The following is a 19,805-nucleotide window of genomic DNA, read 5'->3' as shown; positions in this document are numbered from 1 at the left end:
AAGACGCCTTATGGCTCCCGAGATTCCGAGCAGCTGGACCCTGTGCGCCAGCTCCTTCAACTGGACCCCGGACATCATTGCCGCCCGCCGGACGGCCCAGGACATCGTCACCGGCATCGCAGATGCAGTGGTGAAGACGATCGAACTCGAGCCCGGACTGGTGTGGCGGTCCTTTCCCGCTCCGTGCGACGCCGAAGTCGACGAGCTGCGGGATGCCCTGGCGGCAAAGGGCGGGTCTGTCAGCATCGTTGGGGCCAGCCTGGACGACTTCACACCAACGGAACGCCGCCCCCTGCAGGAACGCCTGGAATTCCTGGTTCCCCAGATCCACGCCGCGCACCGCGTAGGAGCCACCGGCATCCGGCTCCCGATCGGCCAGGCCGGCACCGACCTGCTCACGCTGGTCCAGCCGCTGCTGCATGAGCTCGACCTGGTGCTCTACGAGGAAATCCAGGGGCAGCAGGCCCCCCGCAGCGCCGCCGTCGAGCCTGCCCTCGAAGCGATAGCCGCCCTCGGAGATGACCACATACGGGTACTCGTGGACATCAGCATGCTGATGCCCGCCCTTCCCGTCAGCTACCTCGAAGAGCTGCGCCGGGGCGGCTTGCCTGAGGACTTCGTGGGGCGGCTGGAGAATGACTGGCGGGACCCCGCCACCATCGACGCCGTCACCGGCCTGCTCCGCTCAGGAAACGTGCCCCCGCGGATCCACACCCTCTTTATGAACCTGCTCATCCGCTTCGGCCGCAGCGACGCGGCGGACCTGCAGGGCATCCTTCCCATGGTGGGCGCCTTCCACCTGAAGTTCTGGGACCTGGACGACGACGGCGGGCGGGTTTCGCAGCCGCTGCGGGACCTGGGCGCCCTCCTGGGCCGCAACGGCTTCAGCGGCTCGCTCACCAGCGAGTGGGGCGGCCACGAGTGGCTGCAGGACGACCCCACGGACATGACGCGGCGGCACCTTGCACTGGCCGAGGCGGCGTTGGCCCAACCTGCCGAAACCCGCGCGCGGATCTGACACACGTTGAACACAGAACGGCCGGTCCTGGATCTCCAGGACCGGCCGTGCTATGTGTGCTGCTATTTAGTGCTGAAGGCAGCGTCGAAGGCCGCCGCCGAGGGCTCGTAACTGGAGAGCCTGCGGACGAATGCGAGCGCTTCGGGGGCGCCGTCCAGGCGGTCCATGCCGGCGTCCTCCCACTCCACGGACAGCGGCCCGCGGTAGTTGATGGAGTTGAGCATCCGGAAGGCGTCCTCCCAGGGCACGTCGCCGTGGCCGGTGGAGATGAAATCCCAGCCGCGCCGCGGGTCGGCCCATGCCAGGTGGGACGAGAGCCGGCCGTTGCGCCCGTTGGTGAGCCGCTTCTTCGTGTCCTTGCAGTGCACGTGGTAGATGCGGTCCTGGAAGTCCCACAGAAACCCCACGGGATCGATGTCCTGCCACACCATATGGCTCGGATCCCAGTTCAGTCCGAAGGCCTCACGGTGCCCGATCGCCTCCAGCGCGCGCTGGGTGGTCCAGTAGTCGTAAGCGATTTCGGACGGATGCACTTCATGGGCAAAACGGACGCCCACCTCGTCGAAGACGTCCAGGATGGGGTTCCACCGGTCGGCAAAGTCCTGGTAGCCGGCGTCCACCATTTTTTCGGAGGCGGGCGGGAACATCGCCACGTACTTCCAAATGGACGAGCCGGTAAAGCCGGTCACCGTCTTCACGCCGAGCTTGGCGGCGAGCCGCGCGGTGTTCTTCATTTCCTCGGCGGCGCGGCGGCGCACCCCTTCAGGATCGCCGTCGCCCCAGACTTTGTCCGGCAGGATGCCGCGGTGCCGTTCGTCGATGGGGTCATCACACACGGCCTGACCATTGAGGTGGTTGGAGATGGTCCACACCTTGAGGCCGTGGCGTTCCAGGATGTCGAGTTTGCCCTGCACATAGGCGTCATCGTCCCAGCGCCAGGGGTCCAGATGGTCTCCCCAGCAGGCGATTTCCAGGCCGTCGTAGCCCCACTCACCGGCGAGCCGGGCCACCTCCTCGAACGGCAGGTCGGCCCACTGGCCGGTGAACAGGGTAATCGGTCGTGCCACGTGTTTCCCTTCCTACTAAACCTGCGCCGGGACGTCGGCGGTGACGCGCGTCCAGGCGGACTCATTTTCGGAACTGCGCTCGACGGCGTCGAGCACCCGCTGCACCTTCAGCCCGTCAGCGAACGTGGGATGCGGATCGGTGCCGCCCACGATTCCTTCCACGAGGTCCTTGACCTGGTGGGAGAACCCGTGCTCGTAACCGAGCATGTGCCCTGCCGGCCACCACGCCGAGACGTAGGGATGCTCCGCCTCGGTGACCAGGATTTTCCGGAAGCCCTGGCGGTCCGTGGGTGCCGTCCGGTCGTAGAACTGCACGCTGTTGAGGTCCTCAAGGTCGAAGGCCAGCGCGCCCTTGTCCCCCGAGACTTCGATCTGCAGCGCGTTCTTCCGGCCGGTGGCAAAGCGTGAGGCCTCGAACGATGCCAGCGCACCGGATTCGAACCGGCCGGTGAAGATGGCGATGTCGTCCACCGTCACCTGGCCTTTGCCAGCACCGGCGGTGCCGGAGAGCCCGGAACCCGAGTCAAGAAGAGGGCGCTCCTTCACGATGGTGTCGATGGTGCCGGAGACCTTTTCGAGGTTCAGCCCGGTCACGAACTGGGCCAGGTCAATGGCGTGGGCGCCGATGTCACCCAGGGCCCCGGAGCCGGCATGTTCCTTCTGCAGGCGCCAGGCCAGCGGCATCTCCGGGTCCACGAGCCAGTCTTGCCGGTACGAGGCACGCACCTGGTTGATGGTCCCCACGGCGCCTTCGGCGATCAGGTTGCGGAGAAACGTGACGGCGGGAACCCGGCGGTAAGTGAACCCCACCATCGCCCGGACGCCCCGGGCGGCGGCCCGCCCGGCAGCCTCAGCCATCGCTTCGGCCTCGGCCACCGTATTGGCCAGCGGCTTTTCGCAGAGGACGTGCTTCCCGGCTTCAAGGGCGGCGATCGCGATCTCGGTGTGCGAGTCGCCGGGGGTGACAATGTCGACGACGTCGATATCGTCCCGGGCGATGACCTCGCGCCAGTCGGTGGCGGATTCAGTCCAGCCCCATTTTTGGGCTGCGTCCGCCACTGCGTCGGCGTTCCGCCCCACGATGACGGCCATTTCCGGTTCAGCCGGCAGGTCAAACACGCGGGGTGCGGTCCGCCAGCCCTGGGAGTGGGCAGCGCCCATGAAGCCATAACCGATCATGGCCACCCGCAGGGTTGTCATGCCAGCACGACCTTCCGCTCAACCGCCACCCGGTTTCCGACGTAGCGCATGGGCGCGATCTGCATGTAAAGCAGGCGGAGGGTGAGGATGACTTCGACGTCGATCTCCTCGCCCGCGTCGGGGATGCGGTCCAGGGGAATGATGACGTCCGGCTTGTCAGCGACGAACCACAGGGTTTCCCATTGCTCGGGCAGCTCCGCGATGGAGTAGGACTTGCCCTGCAGTTCGAAGCGGAGGGCTTCCTTGGGGATGGCCACACCGTTGACTGTGGCCGCGACATCGTCCACGGCGGACAGCCAGAGGCTGCGGTACCAGGGCAGTTGGACGGACACCGAAATGCCCTCGGGGTGCCTGCGGACGTCGGCGTCCTGGAACAGGGAGTTGTGAGTTGCCATGGCTTTCCTTACTTCGCAGTCTCGACCAGGGTCGGGTTGGAAACAGTTGGATCGACGGATTCTTCGATGGCGCGGCGCATCAGTGCGTGCTGCTTTTTCACCAGGTCGATGGGGTCCGATTCGCCGAGGTCGGCGAAGGCGTGGCCTTCCCATTCGCTGGACAGGAAGCCCTGGTAGCCGCCCTTGACGAACTGGCGCACGATGCGCGGGATGTCCATGGCGGGCTCGTTGCCGTTCTCGTCGATGTCGTAGAACTTCGCGTGCACGTGGAACATCTGGGGCATGATGTCCAGCCATTCCTCCGGCGGGACCAGTCCGTGCATGTTGAACGCCAGCCGGGTGAAGGGGCCCAGCCGGGCGGGATCGAAGTTGTTTTCGCGCAGGTAGTCCTCGAACTCCTGGTTCCGCTCCTGCATGGGCAGCGGCTTGCGCCAGATGTCCTGCATCACGGCAAAGTGTTCCTCGGGCAGTCCCATCTGGGTCAGGGTGCGGAACAGCGTGGGCGACAGGCTGTGCATGGTGGAACTGAAGTCTGCCGTGAAGCCCAGCCGGTCGCTGCCGAGCTCCTCATACATCTCGCGGATCTGGAGGATCTTGGGATCGTTCGGGCCCTGGGGCGCGTGGATCTCGTAGCCGAGTTTCTGGTCGTATTTCTCGGCCAGCGGAAGCAGCCGGCGGAGCAGTTCCTTGCCCGCGGACCGGATGACGATCTTGTTGAAGCCGAGCGTGTTGGCGGTTTTGAGCTGCCGGGCGAAGAAGTCGAACTCCTCGTCCGGCGTCATGTCGCGCTCTTTACGGCGGCCCATGTCAAGGTTGGTGCCCACGGCACTGGGGGTCAGGCCGTAGCGGTCCATGCTGTCCCGCCACAGGCGGACGAAATCCTCGTCCACGTCCGGGTAGGTGCGCAGCATTTGGGCGATGTTGAACTCGACTCCCGGGCCGAGGCCTTCGTCGGCTACGGCCTTGATCAGGGTTTCCGGGGTGTAGAGCCCGGCGGCGAATTCGGAGGTGAGTGAATAGAGGGTGATGCCAAGCTCGATGCCCGAGCCTGCGATGCCTTCTGACATGTTGTTATTTCCTTTTGTTTCAGCCGCGGACGGGCTGGGCGAGGTGGCTGCTGAGGATGCGGCGGGCTTCCGTTGCATCGGTGATCATGGCGGAACCGGCATTGGCCGCTGCTGAACGCTGGACGGCCTGCTCGCCGCGGATGATCTCGAACGGGTCCTGCCAGTTGTTCCAGTGCCAGCCTTCGTATTCGCTCGAGATGGCGCCGGAGTAGCCGTTTTCCACGAGTTGCCGCACCAGTCCGCGCACCGGCACTGAGGGCTCTTCGCCGTTTTCGTCGATGCCGAAGAACTTGCCGTGCACATGGCGGACCCAGGGCATGATTTCCAGCCACGTGTCCAGGGGTGCTGGGCCGAACAGTCCCGTTCCGTTGATGCCAAAGTCGATGCCCAGGTCCGGCCTGCCGTTCCGGGCGGCGAGGCCTATGAAGGCGCCGAAACGTTCGCCGTGGACCTTCTGGTTGTTGGGCGGTCCTTCGGCATAGAAGCCGTCCCACAGGTCAACCACCTGCCGGAGCAGGTCCTCCGAAGCACCACGACGGCGGTAGGCCTCCAGCAGCGAGGGGGCAAATCCGGTGACAGTGGCGCCCCAGTCGGCAGTGAAACCGAGCAGCGGGGAATCGAGCTTCTCGTAGCGGTCACGCAGCGCGAGGACGCGTTCGTGCGCGCCGTGCTGGTCCGCGTGGACTTCGAGGGCCAGGGTCACGCCGTACTTTTCGGCCACGGGCAGGAGGCTTTCCATGGCGTCGGGGGTCAGCGAGATCTGCACGCGGGCGATCGGGAAGCCGAGCCTGGCGGCAACTTCGATCTGCTTGCGCATGTATTCGACCAGCTCGTCGTGGTTCATCAGCCGGTCCCGGCGGATGCCGGTATCAACGTTGACTGCCAGCGAGGTGGGGACGAGGTCCACCTCGGCCACCAGGTCGCGGAACTGGCCCACAAAGTTGTCGTCGATGCGGTCCGGGAAGCCGCGCAGGCTGGAGAACCCGATAACCTCAAGCCCCGGGCCGAAACCTTCAGCCGCCACCTTGCGGATCAAGCCGTCGAGGTCGTACTGCCGGGCGTGGAAAGCCCGGGTGAAGCTGTATAGGGTGACGCCCTGGATCGGCGTTCCGAGGCTGGTCATCGCTGTGCCACCTTCATGGTCTTGGTGTCGTGCTCTTCGATGTGCAGCACGCCGTGGTCGGTAATGATGTAGGGGATGTAGAGCTTCAGGTCCACCCGGACCTCGTGCTCTGCGTTGTCATCCCGGACCGGAAGGTCGCCGGAAAGGACAGCCGAGTCCAGCGGGTACCACCACTCGCCGGTTTCATCCACGAGCTCTTCAAAGCTGAACGTGCGGTTGTTCATGGTCCAGCGCAGCGTGTCCTCCGGCGCGGCAACGCCGTCAACCGTCAGTGCTGCGCCGGCGATGCATGAGCCCGGAAGGGCGCGGTACCAGGGGATCCGGACTTCGACGGCGGTGCGGCCGTCCTGGGTGGTAAGTGTTCCCTGCTCGATTATGCGGTCGGCGATCATCGAGACCTCCTTGTCTGCGGCATGCCTTGCCGGTGAGTGAAATGCCTGTGCTGGAACGAAGTGGCCGCGCTACCGGCACTTATTCATTATTTAGACATTCTATTGTCTAATTCGGACATAAGTAAAGAGCTGGTGATTTCTTCAGCGATTTTCCGTGCGCCGCGCACGGCGAGTGCCACGGACGTCAGCGTGGGATTGCACGCTGTGGCGGTGGGGATAACGCCGTTGCCGGCCACAAAGAGGCCGGGGACCTGCCACACCTGGCTGTCCGGCGAACAGACACTCTCGCCGTCGTCCGTCTCACCCATGCGCGTGGTGCCCTGGTAGTGCAGCGACGCACCGGGCGGCAGGACAAAGGGGCGCTCGTCCAGCGGTTCGCCCACAGCCTTGCCCAAGCGGACAATTTCCTGCCTGGCGCGGTCCAGCACGTCGTGGTCCCGCTCGGTCAGCCGGTAATGGATGCGCATGGCGGGCATCCCGTAGGAGTCACGGGTATCGTCGTCGAACGCCACACGGTCCTCGCGCTGCAGGTCCTTGGCGCAGAACAGGCCCAGCCCCACGATCGAGCCCGGGACGATGGGATCATCGTCGGCCAGGGGAACCGGTGAGGCATCCAACTGCATGATCTGGCCGTGGAAGGGCGCCTCGTCCGTGTAGGGAACCCAGGCCACTCCGCTCTGCTCGCTCAGGGCGCCGCTGGCGGCCGCCGGCGCGTCCTCGGGCTGGACGTCGCGGAGCCTGCTCGCGAAGACCACCTGCGCCTGGTCGTTGAGGTAGCGGCCCAGGGCGTCGTGCCGGATCCCGGAAGCCCACAGCAGCTGCGGTGTGCGCAGGGCGTCCGCCCCCACCACAACGTAACGGGCGGCCACCTGATAGGTGTCACCGCTGCGCCGGTCCTGGACTTCGATGCCGGCAGCGGCGCCGTCCTCCACCAGCACACGGGTCACCAGCGATTCATCAAAGAGTTCAAAATGCGGATTATCGCGGGTGGCCTCTCCCATGACGACGTCGGAGCCGGACCACACGAGGGCACCATCCTGCCGCCGGTGTACAGCAAGGGGCATGGGCTGGACCCGGAAGGCAGGCTTGCGGCCCTGATCCACCACCGCGGCGAGCCGTTCCCGGACCAGGTCCGAGAACGGGGCACCATCAAAAGCGTGCGTGGTGACGCCCAAAAGGCGGTCGGCATCGTTGAGGAGCTCTTCCAGGTCCGGCAGGAACGGGATGCGCTCCTTGCCGCCCGGGCGGGGGCAGGCGGCGGTCCAGTGGGCGGCCATGCCGCCCACATTGCTGGACATGGCCGCGACGGGCATGCCGTCCTCGCCCGGGAAGGCGTAGCCGTCCTGCAGCAGGTAGGTTCCGGGGCGCGCGCGGCGTTCGCCGCTCTTGACGGCGCCCGGTGAGTTCACTGTTGCAGCACCGGCACCGGGACCTTCCGACGCCCGCTGGGCCAGGCTGCGGCGCTCAGGATCCGCGATGTTCTTGACGTGCGCCCCGGGCGGGTTGCTGACAGTCGGGCCCACTTCGAACATGGCGATCGTGGCGCCGGGGGCTTCCTCGCTGAGGATCCGCGCGTAGGCCGATGCTGTGGGGCCGCTGCCGACGATGGCGACGTCAACCGCGGCGGGATAGCGGTGACCGCTCACCGCCCTGCCACCAGTTCCTGGATGCGGCGCACCGACTTTGCCGAGTCGATGGTGGGGTAGTACTCGAGGCCGATGGGGCCGGTGTAGCCGCTGGTCCGCAGGTCCGCGAAGCGGGCGGTCCAGTCGATGGAGCCGGAGCCGGGCTCGCCGCGGCCCGGCGCGTCCGCGACCTGCACATACTTGATGAGATCCCCGGCGTTGGCGAGCTCCGCGGCCACGTCCTCGCCCTCAACGGTGGAGTGGTAGAGGTCGTAGAGGACGCCGAAGTTGGGCGAGTTGACGCCCCTGGCGACGTAGACAGCTTCGGACGTGCGGTCCAGGAGGGCCCCCGGGTGGTCAACACGGATGTTCACCGGTTCGAGGACCAGCGTGACGCCGGAACCGTCAATGTGCGCTGTGCCCTGGGTGAAGATTTCGATCAGCTCGTCCAGCTGGTCCTGCCGCTTGCGGCCGCCGAAGCCGGTGCCGCTGCCCACCACAATCCGGGGGCAGCCAAGCTGGCGGGCCACTTCGACACCGGCATCCAGTCCGGTGTAAAACGGCGCGTGGTCCTTCGGCGGGATCATGAACTGCATCCGCGGTTCCGCCAGCTGGGCGGTGAGCTGGACTCCGGTTTCCTCGAGGGCTTCCTTGAGGGCGGGAATGTCCTTGCCCGTGGGGCCCCACATTTCGACGGCGTCAAAGCCGGCGGCGGCTGCGGCGCGGACACGGTCAGCGGCGCTGGGGCCTGCTTCTGAGAACAAAAGGTCGATGTTGGGCGCGAGCTGGTACATGCGTGGCTCCTGGATAGTTGAGAGTGGTCGATAGGAATGTGTGGGCGGCTGTACCTGAACTGACCTGTTTTTGGGCGCAAAGGATCAGGGCAGGCCGCTTGTGCGGTTGGTGCCAGGCGGTTTGCTGCTTGGCAGTTTCCGGCCGGGCCGGTCAGCCCTTCAGGCCGCCGGAGAAGCCCTGGATGAAGCGCTTTTGGGCGAACAGGAACAGGGCGAGGATGGGGATCATGGACACGATGACAATGGCGAAGATCGAGTTCCACTGGGAGACCAGGGAGCCGATGTAGTAGTACATGGCCACCGGCAGGGTCTGGTTGGCGGAGCCACCCAGGAAGATCAGCGACGTGAAGAAGTCATTCCACACGATGAGCCCGGCGAAGATGGTGACCGTTCCAGTGGCGGGAGCCATCATGGGGAACACCACCTTGGAGAAGATCTGGGACTTGCTGGCGCCGTCGATGGTGGCCGCTTCTTCGTAGTCGGTGCCAAGGCCGCGGAAGAAGTTTGCGTACAGGAAGATCGACAGCGGCAGGAGCATGCCGGTGTAGAGGACGATCAGGCCCCATGCGGATCCGGTGAGTCCAAGGGCCCGCGCTCCCATGTAGAGGGGGACGGCGCCGAGCTGGCCGGGAAGGATGATGGCCACAAGGAAGAGGTAGTACGCGCCCTTGCTCCAGCGGCGGGTGCTGCGGGAGATGACGTAGCCGGTGATGGAGCCGAGGGCGATGAGTCCCACAATGCTGCCCGCGGTGATGATGACGCTGTTGACCAGGCCCATCACCACATTGGAGTTGCCGGTGGCGGTGAGGACGTCGATGAAGTTGCTGAAGTCCGGGCTTTTGGGCGGAGCCAGGGCTGAGGTGGTGAACAGCTCGGTGTCCGGCTTCAGTGCTGTGGTCACCAGGAAGTAGAACGGCGCGAGGAAGATCAGGGCGAGCGCCCACAGGCCGATCTCGCGGAGCAGGGTGAGTTTGGTGTAGCGGAACATGGCTTAGTCCTCAGGGTTCGAACGCGTCAGCCGCTGCTGGATTACGGCGAAGATCAGGATGATGGCTGCGAGCACCAGGGCCAGGGCGGCACCGCCCCCGAAGTTTCCGAGCGCAAACGCCTGCTTGTAGACCTGGGTGGCCAGGGTTTCCGTTGCCCCGGCGGGTCCGCCGCCGGTGAGCGCCATGATGGGATCGAAGACGCGCAGTCCCTGGACGATGCCAAGCGTGGTGGCGATGGCGACGGCGGGACGGATGGCCGGCAGGGTCACGTTGCGGAACCGCTGCCACAGGTTGGCGCCGTCAATGGCCGCCGCCTCCTCCACTTCCGCGGGGACGCCGGCCAGGCCGGCCATAAAGATCACCATGGCAAAGCCGGTGGAAGACCAGACCAGCACCACCAGGACGGTCCAGATGGCCCACTGCGGGTCGGCCAGCCACGGCTTGGCCTGGTCGCCGGCGCCTATTGCCGTGAGGAAGGCATTGAGCGGACCGTCGAAGTCGAAGATGTATTTCCAGATGTAGGCCGTGGCCAGCGGGCTGAGCACCACCGGCATAAAGAACAGGGTCCGGAGGATGTAGCGCGTCTTGAGGATGCGGTTCAGGCCCAGCGCGATGACCAGCCCGGCGACGTTGCCCAGCAGAACCGAGCCAAAGGCCAGGAAGAGGGTGTTGGAGAGGGCTCCGAGTTTCGTGGGGTCCTTAAAGATGGCCTCAAAGTTGGCCCAGCCCGTGATCTTGAACGCGCCGATGCCCGTCCAGTTCGTGAAGGCGAAGAATCCGCCGATCCCGGTCGCCACATAGTGGATGGCAAACACCAGGGCGATCCCGGGCAGCGCCCACCACCAGTGTCCGAATTCCAGGCCGCGGCCCCGGGAGCGGGCGTTCTGGCCCGCCCCCGGAGTGCGCCTGCCTCGCCGGGGTGCTTCTGCTGCTTCGCTTTTCGGTTGCATCGTCGCAGTCATGGTAATCCTTGCTTGTCCCTTTGAGTGGTCGGAACGTTGATGGTGAAAAACGCTACTGGCCCCAGGCGGCGTCCATGGCCTGCAGGACCTGGTCGGGGCTCTTCTGGCCCGTGATGATGCCCTGAACCCCCGTGGCCAGCGCGTCGTAGACGGCGGAATTCGGCCACTGGATGTTCGGCAGCGGGCCGTACTTGCCGTCCTTGATCAGGTCGCCGACGTTCTTGTAGGCGCCGCCCTCGAAGTCGTACTTGTCCAGTCCGCTGACCGGCAGGGCGCCGTCGATTTCTGCGAACGCCTTGGTCTGCTCCGGTTCGGCAGCCCAGGCGAGGAACGCCTTGGCTGCGTCCTTGTTCTTGGAGGCGGCGTTAATGGAGAAGGCGTAGTTGGCGCTGGCGTAGACGTAGTCGTTACCCGAGCCCTTTTCAGCCGGCAGTGCGCGCACACCGAATTCGGAGCCGGCAGCGGCGGACTGCAGCTGCTTCCAGCTCGTGGCCGGAATGAATCCTGCCAGTGACGTACCGCTGGCAAGGCCCTTGGTAATGGCGTCAAAACCGGCACCGGCGGCGCCCTTCTGGAAGCAGCCTGCGTCCTTCAGGGTGTTGACTGCTTCGAGTGCCGACTTCCAGCCGTCCGAGCCCGCGAATGTGACCTCCTTGGCGGCGCGCTTGTCGTTCCACTGGGGGTCTTCCGCGTAGACGCGGGAGGCTGCCAGGGACATCGCGGTAAGGCCTGTGTTTGGAGGCGCCGCGCCGGCAAGGGCAAAGAGGGATTTCCCGGACGATTCAAGGGCCTTGCACTGCTGTTCCAGAGCCGCAAAGTCCGCGGGGAACTCGCCGGCCTCCTTAACCGCGGCCTCGTTCGCGACCAAGGCGGACACCGTAATGGCCGTGGCCTGGCCGAATACCTTGCCCTCCGGGCCGAAGCTGCTGGCGCTCCCCTCAGGCAGGAGCTCCTTGGCGGAATCATCCAAGGGCTCAAGGAACCCGGCTTCCGCGAGCGGAAGGATGCTGCGTCCCTGGCCGCTGCCCGGCGAGGTCACCACAATATCCGAGGCGTTGCCGGCCTGGAGCTGGGTCCGCAGGGTCTGGTCGTAGGAGTCGTTGGGCTGCGGGTTGAACGTGACCTTCACGTCCGGGTGCGCCTCCATGTACTTCTCGGCAAGCACCTGGAAGGGGCTTTCGATGGTGTTGGAGGTGGCGAAGGACAGCGAAAATTCCTTCGAGCCTCCGGAGGAGGCGTTGCTGCCGGTGGAGGCCGAGCAGCCGGTAAGGACGAGGGCGGCGATGGTGGGGACGGCGAGAGCGCCGGCCTTGAGGCCTGAATAGCGACGGTGCTGTGTCATGTCCAGCCTTTCTGACTTCGTTGTCGAAAACATCCGGGAGCCGTGACCCCGGTCACTCATTAGTATGCAGGAGATGTGTAGAAAAAGCACATAAGTATTGCAGATGCCAGACATAAGTTTCACGGGGGTCTGCGGAAGCCCCGGTTGCATCGGGCGATGTGATGCACCACACCAGCTCTATTGATGCCGCTGATACACTGGCGGGACGAAAAATTCACCGTTGAAAGATCGACGTGCCGTGACAAATAATGTCCTGCTTTCCCGGCTCGACCTCAACCTGCTGATCTCGCTGGATGCCCTCATCACCGAGCGGAGCGTGACGAGGGCAGCAGAGCGGCTTCATCTCAGCCAGCCGGCGCTGAGCGCTTCGTTGGCGCGGCTCCGGTCCCACTTCGGGGATCCCATCCTGGCCCGCCGCGGCAATGCCTATGAACTCACGCCCTTCGCCCTGCGTTTGGCTGAGCACACCACCACAGCCTTGGAGGCAGCCCGGCGCGTCTTCGAGAGCCAGGCCACGTGGGAGCCCGCCGAATCGGAACGGGAGTTCTCCATCTACGGCTCCGATTACGGCTTCACCACCATCGGCCGGGTGGTTTCGGAGCTTGCTGCCGAGCGCGCGCCGGGTGTCCGGTTCCGGTTCATGCTGCACAACCCGATGGTGGTGGAAGATGCAGCCAACCGTCTCCGTTCCGTGGACGGCATCCTGATTCCACACGGGTTCCTTTCCGGCCTCCCCTACCTGGACCTGTGGCGGGACGGCTGGGTGGCAGTCGTTTCTACCTCCAACGACGCCGTCGGCGACAAAATCACCATGGAGAACATCGCCGAACTTCCGTGGGTGATGACGTACCAGACCCGGTCCGCGTCAACCTCGGCGGAACGGCAGATCATGCAGCTCGGTGTTGAGCCGCGCGTGGACGTGGTGGTGGAGAGTTTCCAGTCCTTGCCGCATTTTGTGGTCGGAACCAACCGGATCGCGCTCATCCAGGCGGCACTGATACCGTTCGCGCTGCGCGTGGGCGGGGTGCGCGTTCTCCCGCTCCCCTTCGATGCCATGCCACTGGTGAACGCCCTGTGGTGGCATCCGGTGCACAACCGCGATTCGGAGCATGAGTGGATGCGGGGCCTGTTCAAGGAGGCTGCCGATATCGTCGCCGCCGCGGCCGCCAAGGACGCTCCTCAATCCCCGGCTTAAAAGCCGCGGTGCCCGGCCGGGTGAACGGACGGGCACCGAGGATGCACAAGCCTGAGGGGTCAGGCTGATGCCAGGGCAGAGCGCATGCTCTTGCGGATGAGGTCGTGCTGCTTGCGGACCAGCAGCAGCGGATCCACTTCGCCAAGCTCGGCGAAGGCGTGGCCCTCCCATTCGCTGGACCAGTAGCCGCGGTAGCCGCCCTCCACGAACACGCGGACCAGTTCCGGATAGTCGATGGCGGGCTCGTTGCCGTGATCGTCGATGTCGTAGAACTTCGCGTGGACGTGCATGATCTGCGGCATGATGTCCGCCCACTCCGTCGGACTGACATGGCCGTGCATGTTGAAGGCCAGGTGGGCGAAGGAGCCAAGGCGGGCAGGATCGAAGTCCCGTGCGCGCAGGTAGCCGATGAACTCCTCCTGCCGCGCCCGCATCGGAGCGTCGGTGGCCCAGATGACCTGCAGCTTTTGGACGGCTTCGTCGTCAAGCCCGGCACGGCGGACCGCACGCAGGAGCGTAGGTGACATGCTGTGCATGGTGGAGGAGAAGTCCGCCACGAAGCCCAGCAGCGGTGAATCGAGCTCCGCGTACACGTCGCGGACCTTCATGATCTCCGGGGAGTTGGGTCCCAGCGGTGCGTGGATCTCGTAGGCGAGCTTAAGCTCCAGGTCCTCGGCGAGCGGGAGCAGCCGCCGCAGCAGCTCCGGCTTGGCGCTCTGGATGCGGACCAGCGGGAACCCGAGCTTCTTTGCGCCGTGGAAGAGCGTCTGTGTGAACTCGTATTCCTCGTCGGGCGTCATGTCGCGATCGCGCCGCCGGCCCATGTCCAGGTTGGCGCCGAAGGAGCTGGCGGTGAAGCCGTGCTTGTCGAAGGCCTGCTGCCAGGAACGGGCGAAGTCATCGGAGACGCGCGGGTACGTCGGCAGGACCTGGGAGGCCACGATCTCAATGCCGGGGCCGATGCCCAGCTCGGCCACGCGGTTGAGCAGGCCGTCGAAGTCGTACCAGCCGGCCCGGAACTCGGCACTGGCCGAGTACAGGGTGAGCCCGAGCGAGAACGGATCGTCCTCGGCCTTTGGCGGAGGCGGGGTGAGCGCCGTCGTCAATTCAGGAGCCGCGGCGGCCTTGTCCGTGACCGTCAGTTCGAGTGTCTGGTTCACGAAGTTGGGGACATACATCCCGGGGCCGCCGTCCTGGCCCGGGGCGATCTGCATGTAAGGCAGGCGCAGCTCCCCGATGAGCTGGACGCTGTGCTCCTCGCCCAGGGCCACAGGGGTGTCCCGCTTGGCGATCAGCAGGGGGTGCTCCTGCAGGTACCAGAGGGTTCCGCTCTGGTCCGGGAGGTCGGCGAGCGCGTAGCGGACACCGCCGAGTTCCAGGGCCAGGTCCTCGGCAGGAACGTCCTGCCCGTCGATGGTCAGCCGCAGGCTGGAGACCGAGGAGAGCCAGAGGCTCCGGTACCACGGCAGGGTCAGGGCCACGGCCAGGCCGTCCGGGTGGGCGCGGAGGCTTGAATCGTCAAGAAGTCCGTTTGGCATGGTGTTCTCTTTGCTGGGAGGGATGGGTCAGGGAAGTTCGGCAGCGATACGGCGGATCAGGGCATGCTGGCGGCGTACCTGCTCGATGGCCCGCCACGGTGTGCGTTCACCTTCGTATTCGCTGGAGAGGTAGCCGGTGTAGCCCGCGTCTTTGAGCGCCTTGAGAACGGGCAGCCAGGGAATCTGCTGGTCCTCGGGTTGCTCGTTGATGTCGTGGAACTTCGCCTGAACGAACACCACGTACTGGGCAATCGCTGCGAAATCGGCCGGGTCGACGCCGATGCCGTCCAGGAACGCGGGCCGGGTTTCGCGGGTCTCGCCGTCGCGCAGCGGGATGGGCCGGTCCTGGAAGATTCCGGTGTCGATGAGCAGGCCGAAGTTCTTGGTTCCGGTCCGTTCGATGAGGCTGATGTAGTCCTCGACGACGGGGTGCTTGATGGGTGTGGGGGAATGGATCTCGGGGCAGATGATGATCCCCAGTTCGTGGGCAAGGTCAAGGGAACGCTCCACCGATTCGGTCCAGACAGGGTCCGGGACCAGGTCGCTGGACACCACGCCGATCTTGGGCCGCACAAAGCCGAAGCCCAGCCGGTGGGCCAGCCGCAGGTCGCGCTGCAGCGCCCCTGCACCCTCGGCAGCTGTCATGCCCCGGCCCGGGTGCAGCCTGGTATCGATCCAGGACCCGTAGTTCGTGGGTTCCAGGGAGTACTTCTCGAGGAGGCTGAACCAGTTGTCGATCCACGCCGGGTCGGGTTCGGGGTAGCCGGGGACGTGGCCCTCGCCGAGGATCTCGACGCCGGTGGCGCCCAGGTCCGCGATGGAGGCCAACGCAGTCTCCAGGTCCATGACCGTGCCGTAGTCGCCCATGTAGCTGTAGAGGGAGACGCCGTAACGGAAGGTGCCTGCACCACCCTCCGGGGCCAGCGTCACAGCGCGGCTGACGCGGTGGACGGTGGGCTGGTGCTCCACGGGGATATAGGACATGCGCAGCCGCAGTTCGATGGTGAGCTCATGGACGCCCTGCGGCAGGCCGCCGTCGAACGGAACGGTGACCACTGCGGCTTCCTCGAGGGGCCAGCGCACGCCGTCGCTTTCCCAGAGCTGCTGCAGCGTGTAGGTCCGCCCGCCGAAGGTCCACAGCGGAACGGCAGGGCCGACGTCGACGATGTTGCCCACGCGGACTGCGATGCCGTCGATCAGCGACGCGGCCATGCCGCGGTAGGAAGGCATCCGGACGCGGAACTGGAAGCCGGTCACACGCCCGCCCTCAGTGACGTTGCGGAAGCCGACTGACTGGATGAGGTCTCTTTCGAGAAGCATCGTTGCTCACTCTCTCTAGGTGCACACCGATCGTAGCATCGTTATGTCGATTTCACACTAAAGTATGTAAGCTTTCTCCCTAACCTTCCCTTGCCGACTAAAGGAGCTCAGAGCACATGGCCGACGTGTTGAACGCCCTCATCCTCTCCGGGCATATGACCTGCGAGCACGACAACGAATTCCGCAGCTTCCGGGCCCACAACCAGTGGCTCACTACCCTGCTTGAGGACACGGGCCGGTTCCGCGTTCGAGTGATCGAGGACCCTCGGGGGCTCGGCGCGAACGTCATCGACAGGTACGACGTGGTCATCATCGTGTTCGAGGGCCGCGACGGATACCACGAAAAGGCTGTCGGTTTCGGCGCTGAAACCGACGCGGCCCTGCTGAAATTTGTCCACGACGACGGCAAAGGCATCGTCTGGTTCCACGGCTCCGCGGTGCAGGAGGACGACTGGGGTTACCCCGAGGAGTACAACATCATGCGGGGCGCGAAGCTCAGCGTTCCCACCGGGCTGCGTCCGCGTCCCTGGGGTGAGGCCCGGCTGCAGACGGCCCGGCCCCGCCACCCCATTACGGAGGGCATCAGCGACACGTGGACGGTGACGGGTGATGACATCCTGACGGGCGTACAGCTGTACGAAGGTGCGGAGGTGCTTGTCTCAGTGTTCGACGACCTGGAGTCGTACCAGAACGCACCGATGTGGCCCTTGTCCCACTATCCGGTGGCCATTCCGGCGGAGGGCATCGAGGGCCTCCCGGGCATCAACACGCTGCAGCCCCTTGCCTGGATCAACAACTACGGCGAAGGCCGCAGCTTCACCATCACCATCGGGCACGACATCGACACCTTCCGCCGGATCGAGTTCATCCGAATGTTCCCCCGCGGCGTGGAGTGGGCGGCCAGGGGCAGAGCCACCCTGGAAGGACCGGACCGCCGAGGTGAGCGGCGCTTCCTGCCGTGGCCTTACTACAACCGGGAGGGGTAACGAAGGCCTAACCCTCCCCCGCGGCCCCGTTCAGCTCCGCCCGCGTGGGCGGATTGGCGCCGGGACGTGACACCGTAACGGCCGCCGCCTTGGCCGCGTGGGCCAGGAGTTCGGCCAGGCCCTCGGCGGGGAGTTCGCGCAGGTCCTTGCGGTTTTGGGCACCGTCCAGGCCGCGGTCCACCAGGCCGGACAGCAGGGCTGCCATAAAGGAGTCACCCGCGCCCACTGTGTCTGCCACCTCAACCTTGGGCGCCAGGACCTGCGCCTCGCCGGCCCGGGTTATCCCCCACGGCCCGTCCGCTCCGCGGGTGACCACCACCATGGCCGGGCCCTCGTTGCCGCCCAGTTCCAGCCAGCGGCGCGCAGCGTTGAGTACGTCCGTGTCCGGGTAGAGCCAGGCGAGGTCTTCGTCGGACGCCTTCACCACGTCAGCGAGTGAGACGAATTTTTCCGTGTGGCGGCGGGCGTAGTCCACGTCGGTGATGATGCTGGGCCGGCAGTTGGGGTCATAGCTGATGGTGGCGCGCGGGTGGGCGTATTCGACGGCGGCCAGCACGTCCGTGGCGCCGGGCGCCAGCATCGTGGCGATGGAGCCGGTATGCAGCAGGGTGGTGCCCTGCAGCATAAAGGCCAGGCGGTCGGCGATGCCGGGAAGCTGCCAGGTGAGGTCGAACGTGTAGGTGGCGGCGCCGTCGTCGTCAATCAGGGCGGTGGCCACGCTGGTGGGAAGATCGTCCGGGCCCAGCGGAAGCATCACAGAACTGGAGCGCAGGTGCGCGGCGACGGAATCGCCGTACGCGTCGCGGCCGTAGCGGCCGATGAACTGCACCGGGTGGTCCAGGCGGGCCAGGCCCACCGCGACATTGAGCGGGCTGCCGCCCACGTGGGCCTCGATCCCGGAGGCGCGCTGGACAACGTCGACGAGGCCTTCGCCAATTACTGTGAGCATCCTCATACTCTGCCAGAGGACCGGCTGACCAGCACGTTACTCAGCACGATGACGGCGATTCCCGCCAGTTCCCGCGCGTCAAGGCTTTGGCCGAGGATGATCCAGCCCGCGGCGGCGGCCCAGACCGGATTGATGCTCATAAAGGTCCCGAAGAGGCCGGCGGGCACCCTGCGCAGGGTGATGATGTCCGCCGCGTAGGGGACAGCCGACGCGAGAATTCCGCACACCAGCGCAAGGCCGAGGGCGGCCAGGGTTGGCGGGTGCGTGGCGAACCACAGGAGCGCCAGCGGACCCCAGACGACGGCGGCCAGCACGCTCGCCGTCGCCGTTCCGCGAAGACCTGGGAGACGTTGCCCCACCGTCATGTTAAGCAGGATGTAGGCGGCCCATGCCGCAGCGGCGACCAGGCCGAGGCCAATGCCGGGCAGGTCGCTGGAGGGTCCCGGGTTGGTGAGCAGGACGACACCGGCACCGGCCGCAAGGGCGCAGGCAATGTCCGCCACCCGGCGCGAGGCGCAGACGGCCACCGCCAGCGGCCCGAGGAATTCGAGTGTCACGGCAAGCCCCAGACCCACCCGCTCCACCGCGCTGTACAGGCTCAGGTTCATCACGCTGAACGTGATGGCCAGCCCGATAACGGGCCACCACTCACGGCGCGTCAGTCCACGGAACGAGGGGCGGGCGACGGCGGACAGCACTGCTGTGCTGACCAGTTGGCGCACGGCGACCACCCCGAAGGGTCCGATGGCGGGAAATGCCAGCGCGCCGGCCGCCGCGCCGGCCTGGTTGCTCGCGGCGCTGGCGAGCATGAGGGTGATGCCAAAGCCGCGGCCGCGGGGCACTGCCTTACCGGATGCCGTTCCGGCGCCGGATTTGCTTTTCGTTTTCTCGCCCATGGAATGAGGCTAAGTAGTCCTCTAATATGCGCCTAATGCATTCTTTGACGTTGCTATACGATTTGGTTATGGACTGGAAGCTGCACGAACTGCGGGCCTTTATTGCAGTCATTGACGCCGGCACCTTCACCGATGCCGCCATCGACCTGGCTGTCTCCCAGGCCGCTGTTTCGCGCGGAATAGCGGGCCTGGAGCGCAGGGCAGGCGGCAGGCTCCTGCGCAGGATGCCTCGCGGGTGCGAGCCCACGGCCCTGGGCCAGCGCTTCCTGCCGCAGGCCCGGAGGGTCGTGGCAGAGCTGGACAAACTCGAAGACCTGCTCCAAGCCGGGCACACGTCGCTGCGGCTCGGCTACGCCTGGTCCGCCGTCGGAAAACACACGACTCCGTTGCTTCGGGGCTGGGCCCGGGCGAACCCGGCCATCGACCTGGAACTGGTCCGCCACAACTCTGCGTCCGGCGGGCTGGCTGAGGGGATGTGCGATGCCGCGATTGTCCGGACACCCCTGGATCCGCAGCGCTTTGACGCCGTCGTTGTGGGGCTGGAACGGCGGGTGGCCGTGTTTGCTTCCGATGACCCGGAATGGTCCCGGCGCCGGAGCCTGCGGATGAAGGACCTTGCTTCGCGCGAAGTCATTGTTGATCCGAGGACCGGCACCACCCGGAGTGACCTGTGGGCCAAGGGGAAGGGCCCGCACATCCTCCAGACCACCGGTCTGGACAACTGGCTGGACGCCATCGCCGCTGGTAAAGGTGTGGGCATGACGTCGGAGGCCACAGCGGTCCACCATCCCCGGCAGGGCGTCAGCTACCGCCCGGTGAGCGACGGACCGCGCATCCCGGTCTGGCTCGCCTGGTGGCACGACGAGCCGCCCACTGGAATCACCGCCCTGACCGACGCGCTAACGGAGCTGTACCAGGACGGCTAGCACCGCTTTGCCACTGCCGAA

Annotated in this window: 19 protein-coding genes; 4 read left to right on the top strand and 15 right to left on the bottom strand. The window is 65.8% G+C overall.

What is annotated here, in order from left to right:
- Positions 1-10 precede the first annotated feature (10 nt).
- Entirely contained in the window at positions 11-1,018 is a 1,008-nt protein-coding gene (locus AC3A4Z_RS18950; protein WP_498713316.1) for an apurinic/apyrimidinic endonuclease family protein, read from the top strand.
- Between the two features lie 62 nt (positions 1,019-1,080).
- Here AC3A4Z_RS18950 and AC3A4Z_RS18945 read toward each other — a convergent pair whose 3' ends face one another.
- From AC3A4Z_RS18945 to AC3A4Z_RS18895, 11 genes are all read right to left on the bottom strand, one after another.
- Complete coding sequence (locus tag AC3A4Z_RS18945) at positions 1,081-2,085, bottom strand: sugar phosphate isomerase/epimerase family protein (RefSeq protein ID WP_498713314.1); 1,005 nt, start codon at positions 2,083-2,085, stop codon at positions 1,081-1,083.
- 15 nt (positions 2,086-2,100) lie between these two features.
- The gene (locus tag AC3A4Z_RS18940) at positions 2,101-3,285 is read right to left on the bottom strand and encodes a Gfo/Idh/MocA family protein (RefSeq protein WP_498713312.1); all 1,185 of its coding nucleotides are present in this window, start codon (positions 3,283-3,285) and stop codon (positions 2,101-2,103) included.
- The gene (locus tag AC3A4Z_RS18935; RefSeq protein ID WP_163167123.1) at positions 3,282-3,680 is read right to left on the bottom strand and encodes a C-glycoside deglycosidase beta subunit domain-containing protein; all 399 of its coding nucleotides are present in this window, start codon (positions 3,678-3,680) and stop codon (positions 3,282-3,284) included. Before AC3A4Z_RS18935 ends, AC3A4Z_RS18940 begins: the two co-directional genes overlap by 4 nt.
- Positions 3,681-3,688: 8 nt before the next feature.
- Positions 3,689-4,747 carry a sugar phosphate isomerase/epimerase family protein gene (locus AC3A4Z_RS18930; protein WP_498713310.1) on the bottom strand — a complete coding sequence of 353 codons (1,059 nt, stop codon included), beginning with the start codon at positions 4,745-4,747 and terminating at the stop codon, positions 3,689-3,691.
- Positions 4,748-4,766: 19 nt separating this feature from the next.
- Entirely contained in the window at positions 4,767-5,870 is a 1,104-nt protein-coding gene (locus AC3A4Z_RS18925; RefSeq protein WP_498713308.1) for a sugar phosphate isomerase/epimerase family protein, read from the bottom strand.
- Complete coding sequence (locus AC3A4Z_RS18920) at positions 5,867-6,262, bottom strand: C-glycoside deglycosidase beta subunit domain-containing protein (RefSeq protein ID WP_498713306.1); 396 nt, start codon at positions 6,260-6,262, stop codon at positions 5,867-5,869. Before AC3A4Z_RS18920 ends, AC3A4Z_RS18925 begins: the two co-directional genes overlap by 4 nt.
- A gap of 86 nt (positions 6,263-6,348) precedes the next feature.
- Entirely contained in the window at positions 6,349-7,908 is a 1,560-nt protein-coding gene (gene carA / locus AC3A4Z_RS18915) for a c-glycoside 3-oxidase CarA (RefSeq protein ID WP_498713304.1), read from the bottom strand.
- On the bottom strand, positions 7,905-8,681 hold the full coding sequence (locus tag AC3A4Z_RS18910) for a TIM barrel protein (RefSeq protein ID WP_498713302.1): 777 nt from the start codon (positions 8,679-8,681) through the stop codon (positions 7,905-7,907). The genes carA and AC3A4Z_RS18910 overlap by 4 nt, the downstream gene beginning before the upstream one ends.
- Positions 8,682-8,832: 151 nt before the next feature.
- Positions 8,833-9,669: a carbohydrate ABC transporter permease gene (locus AC3A4Z_RS18905; RefSeq protein WP_498713300.1), complete on the bottom strand. Its 837-nt coding sequence runs from the start codon at positions 9,667-9,669 to the stop codon at positions 8,833-8,835.
- Positions 9,670-9,672: 3 nt separating this feature from the next.
- Positions 9,673-10,632: a carbohydrate ABC transporter permease gene (locus AC3A4Z_RS18900; protein WP_498713298.1), complete on the bottom strand. Its 960-nt coding sequence runs from the start codon at positions 10,630-10,632 to the stop codon at positions 9,673-9,675.
- A gap of 52 nt (positions 10,633-10,684) precedes the next feature.
- Entirely contained in the window at positions 10,685-11,974 is a 1,290-nt protein-coding gene (locus AC3A4Z_RS18895; protein ID WP_498713296.1) for an ABC transporter substrate-binding protein, read from the bottom strand.
- A gap of 238 nt (positions 11,975-12,212) precedes the next feature.
- Between AC3A4Z_RS18895 and AC3A4Z_RS18890 the strand changes: the two genes are divergently transcribed.
- Positions 12,213-13,169: a LysR family transcriptional regulator gene (locus AC3A4Z_RS18890; protein WP_498713294.1), complete on the top strand. Its 957-nt coding sequence runs from the start codon at positions 12,213-12,215 to the stop codon at positions 13,167-13,169.
- A 59-nt stretch (positions 13,170-13,228) separates the two neighbouring features.
- Here the strand turns inward: AC3A4Z_RS18890 and AC3A4Z_RS18885 are convergent, their stop codons facing one another.
- Entirely contained in the window at positions 13,229-14,707 is a 1,479-nt protein-coding gene (locus AC3A4Z_RS18885; protein WP_498713292.1) for a C-glycoside deglycosidase beta subunit domain-containing protein, read from the bottom strand.
- 27 nt (positions 14,708-14,734) lie between these two features.
- Positions 14,735-16,027: a C-glycoside deglycosidase beta subunit domain-containing protein gene (locus tag AC3A4Z_RS18880; protein WP_498713290.1), complete on the bottom strand. Its 1,293-nt coding sequence runs from the start codon at positions 16,025-16,027 to the stop codon at positions 14,735-14,737.
- Between the two features lie 116 nt (positions 16,028-16,143).
- Between AC3A4Z_RS18880 and AC3A4Z_RS18875 the strand changes: the two genes are divergently transcribed.
- Complete coding sequence (locus AC3A4Z_RS18875; RefSeq protein ID WP_498713288.1) at positions 16,144-17,013, top strand: ThuA domain-containing protein; 870 nt, start codon at positions 16,144-16,146, stop codon at positions 17,011-17,013.
- A gap of 7 nt (positions 17,014-17,020) precedes the next feature.
- Here the strand turns inward: AC3A4Z_RS18875 and AC3A4Z_RS18870 are convergent, their stop codons facing one another.
- Entirely contained in the window at positions 17,021-17,962 is a 942-nt protein-coding gene (locus AC3A4Z_RS18870) for a carbohydrate kinase family protein (RefSeq protein WP_498713286.1), read from the bottom strand.
- A gap of 2 nt (positions 17,963-17,964) precedes the next feature.
- Positions 17,965-18,858 (bottom strand): EamA family transporter, encoded by an 894-nt coding sequence (locus tag AC3A4Z_RS18865; RefSeq protein WP_498713284.1) that lies wholly within the window; start codon positions 18,856-18,858, stop codon positions 17,965-17,967.
- A 68-nt stretch (positions 18,859-18,926) separates the two neighbouring features.
- Between AC3A4Z_RS18865 and AC3A4Z_RS18860 the strand changes: the two genes are divergently transcribed.
- Positions 18,927-19,784 (top strand): LysR family transcriptional regulator, encoded by an 858-nt coding sequence (locus AC3A4Z_RS18860; protein WP_498713282.1) that lies wholly within the window; start codon positions 18,927-18,929, stop codon positions 19,782-19,784.
- Positions 19,785-19,805: the final 21 nt, after the last annotated feature.

Source organism: Arthrobacter sp. Soil_C_49 (genome assembly GCF_057656635.1).
Note: the sequence above shows the minus strand (reverse complement) of the source record. Positions and strands in the feature narration are given on the sequence as shown.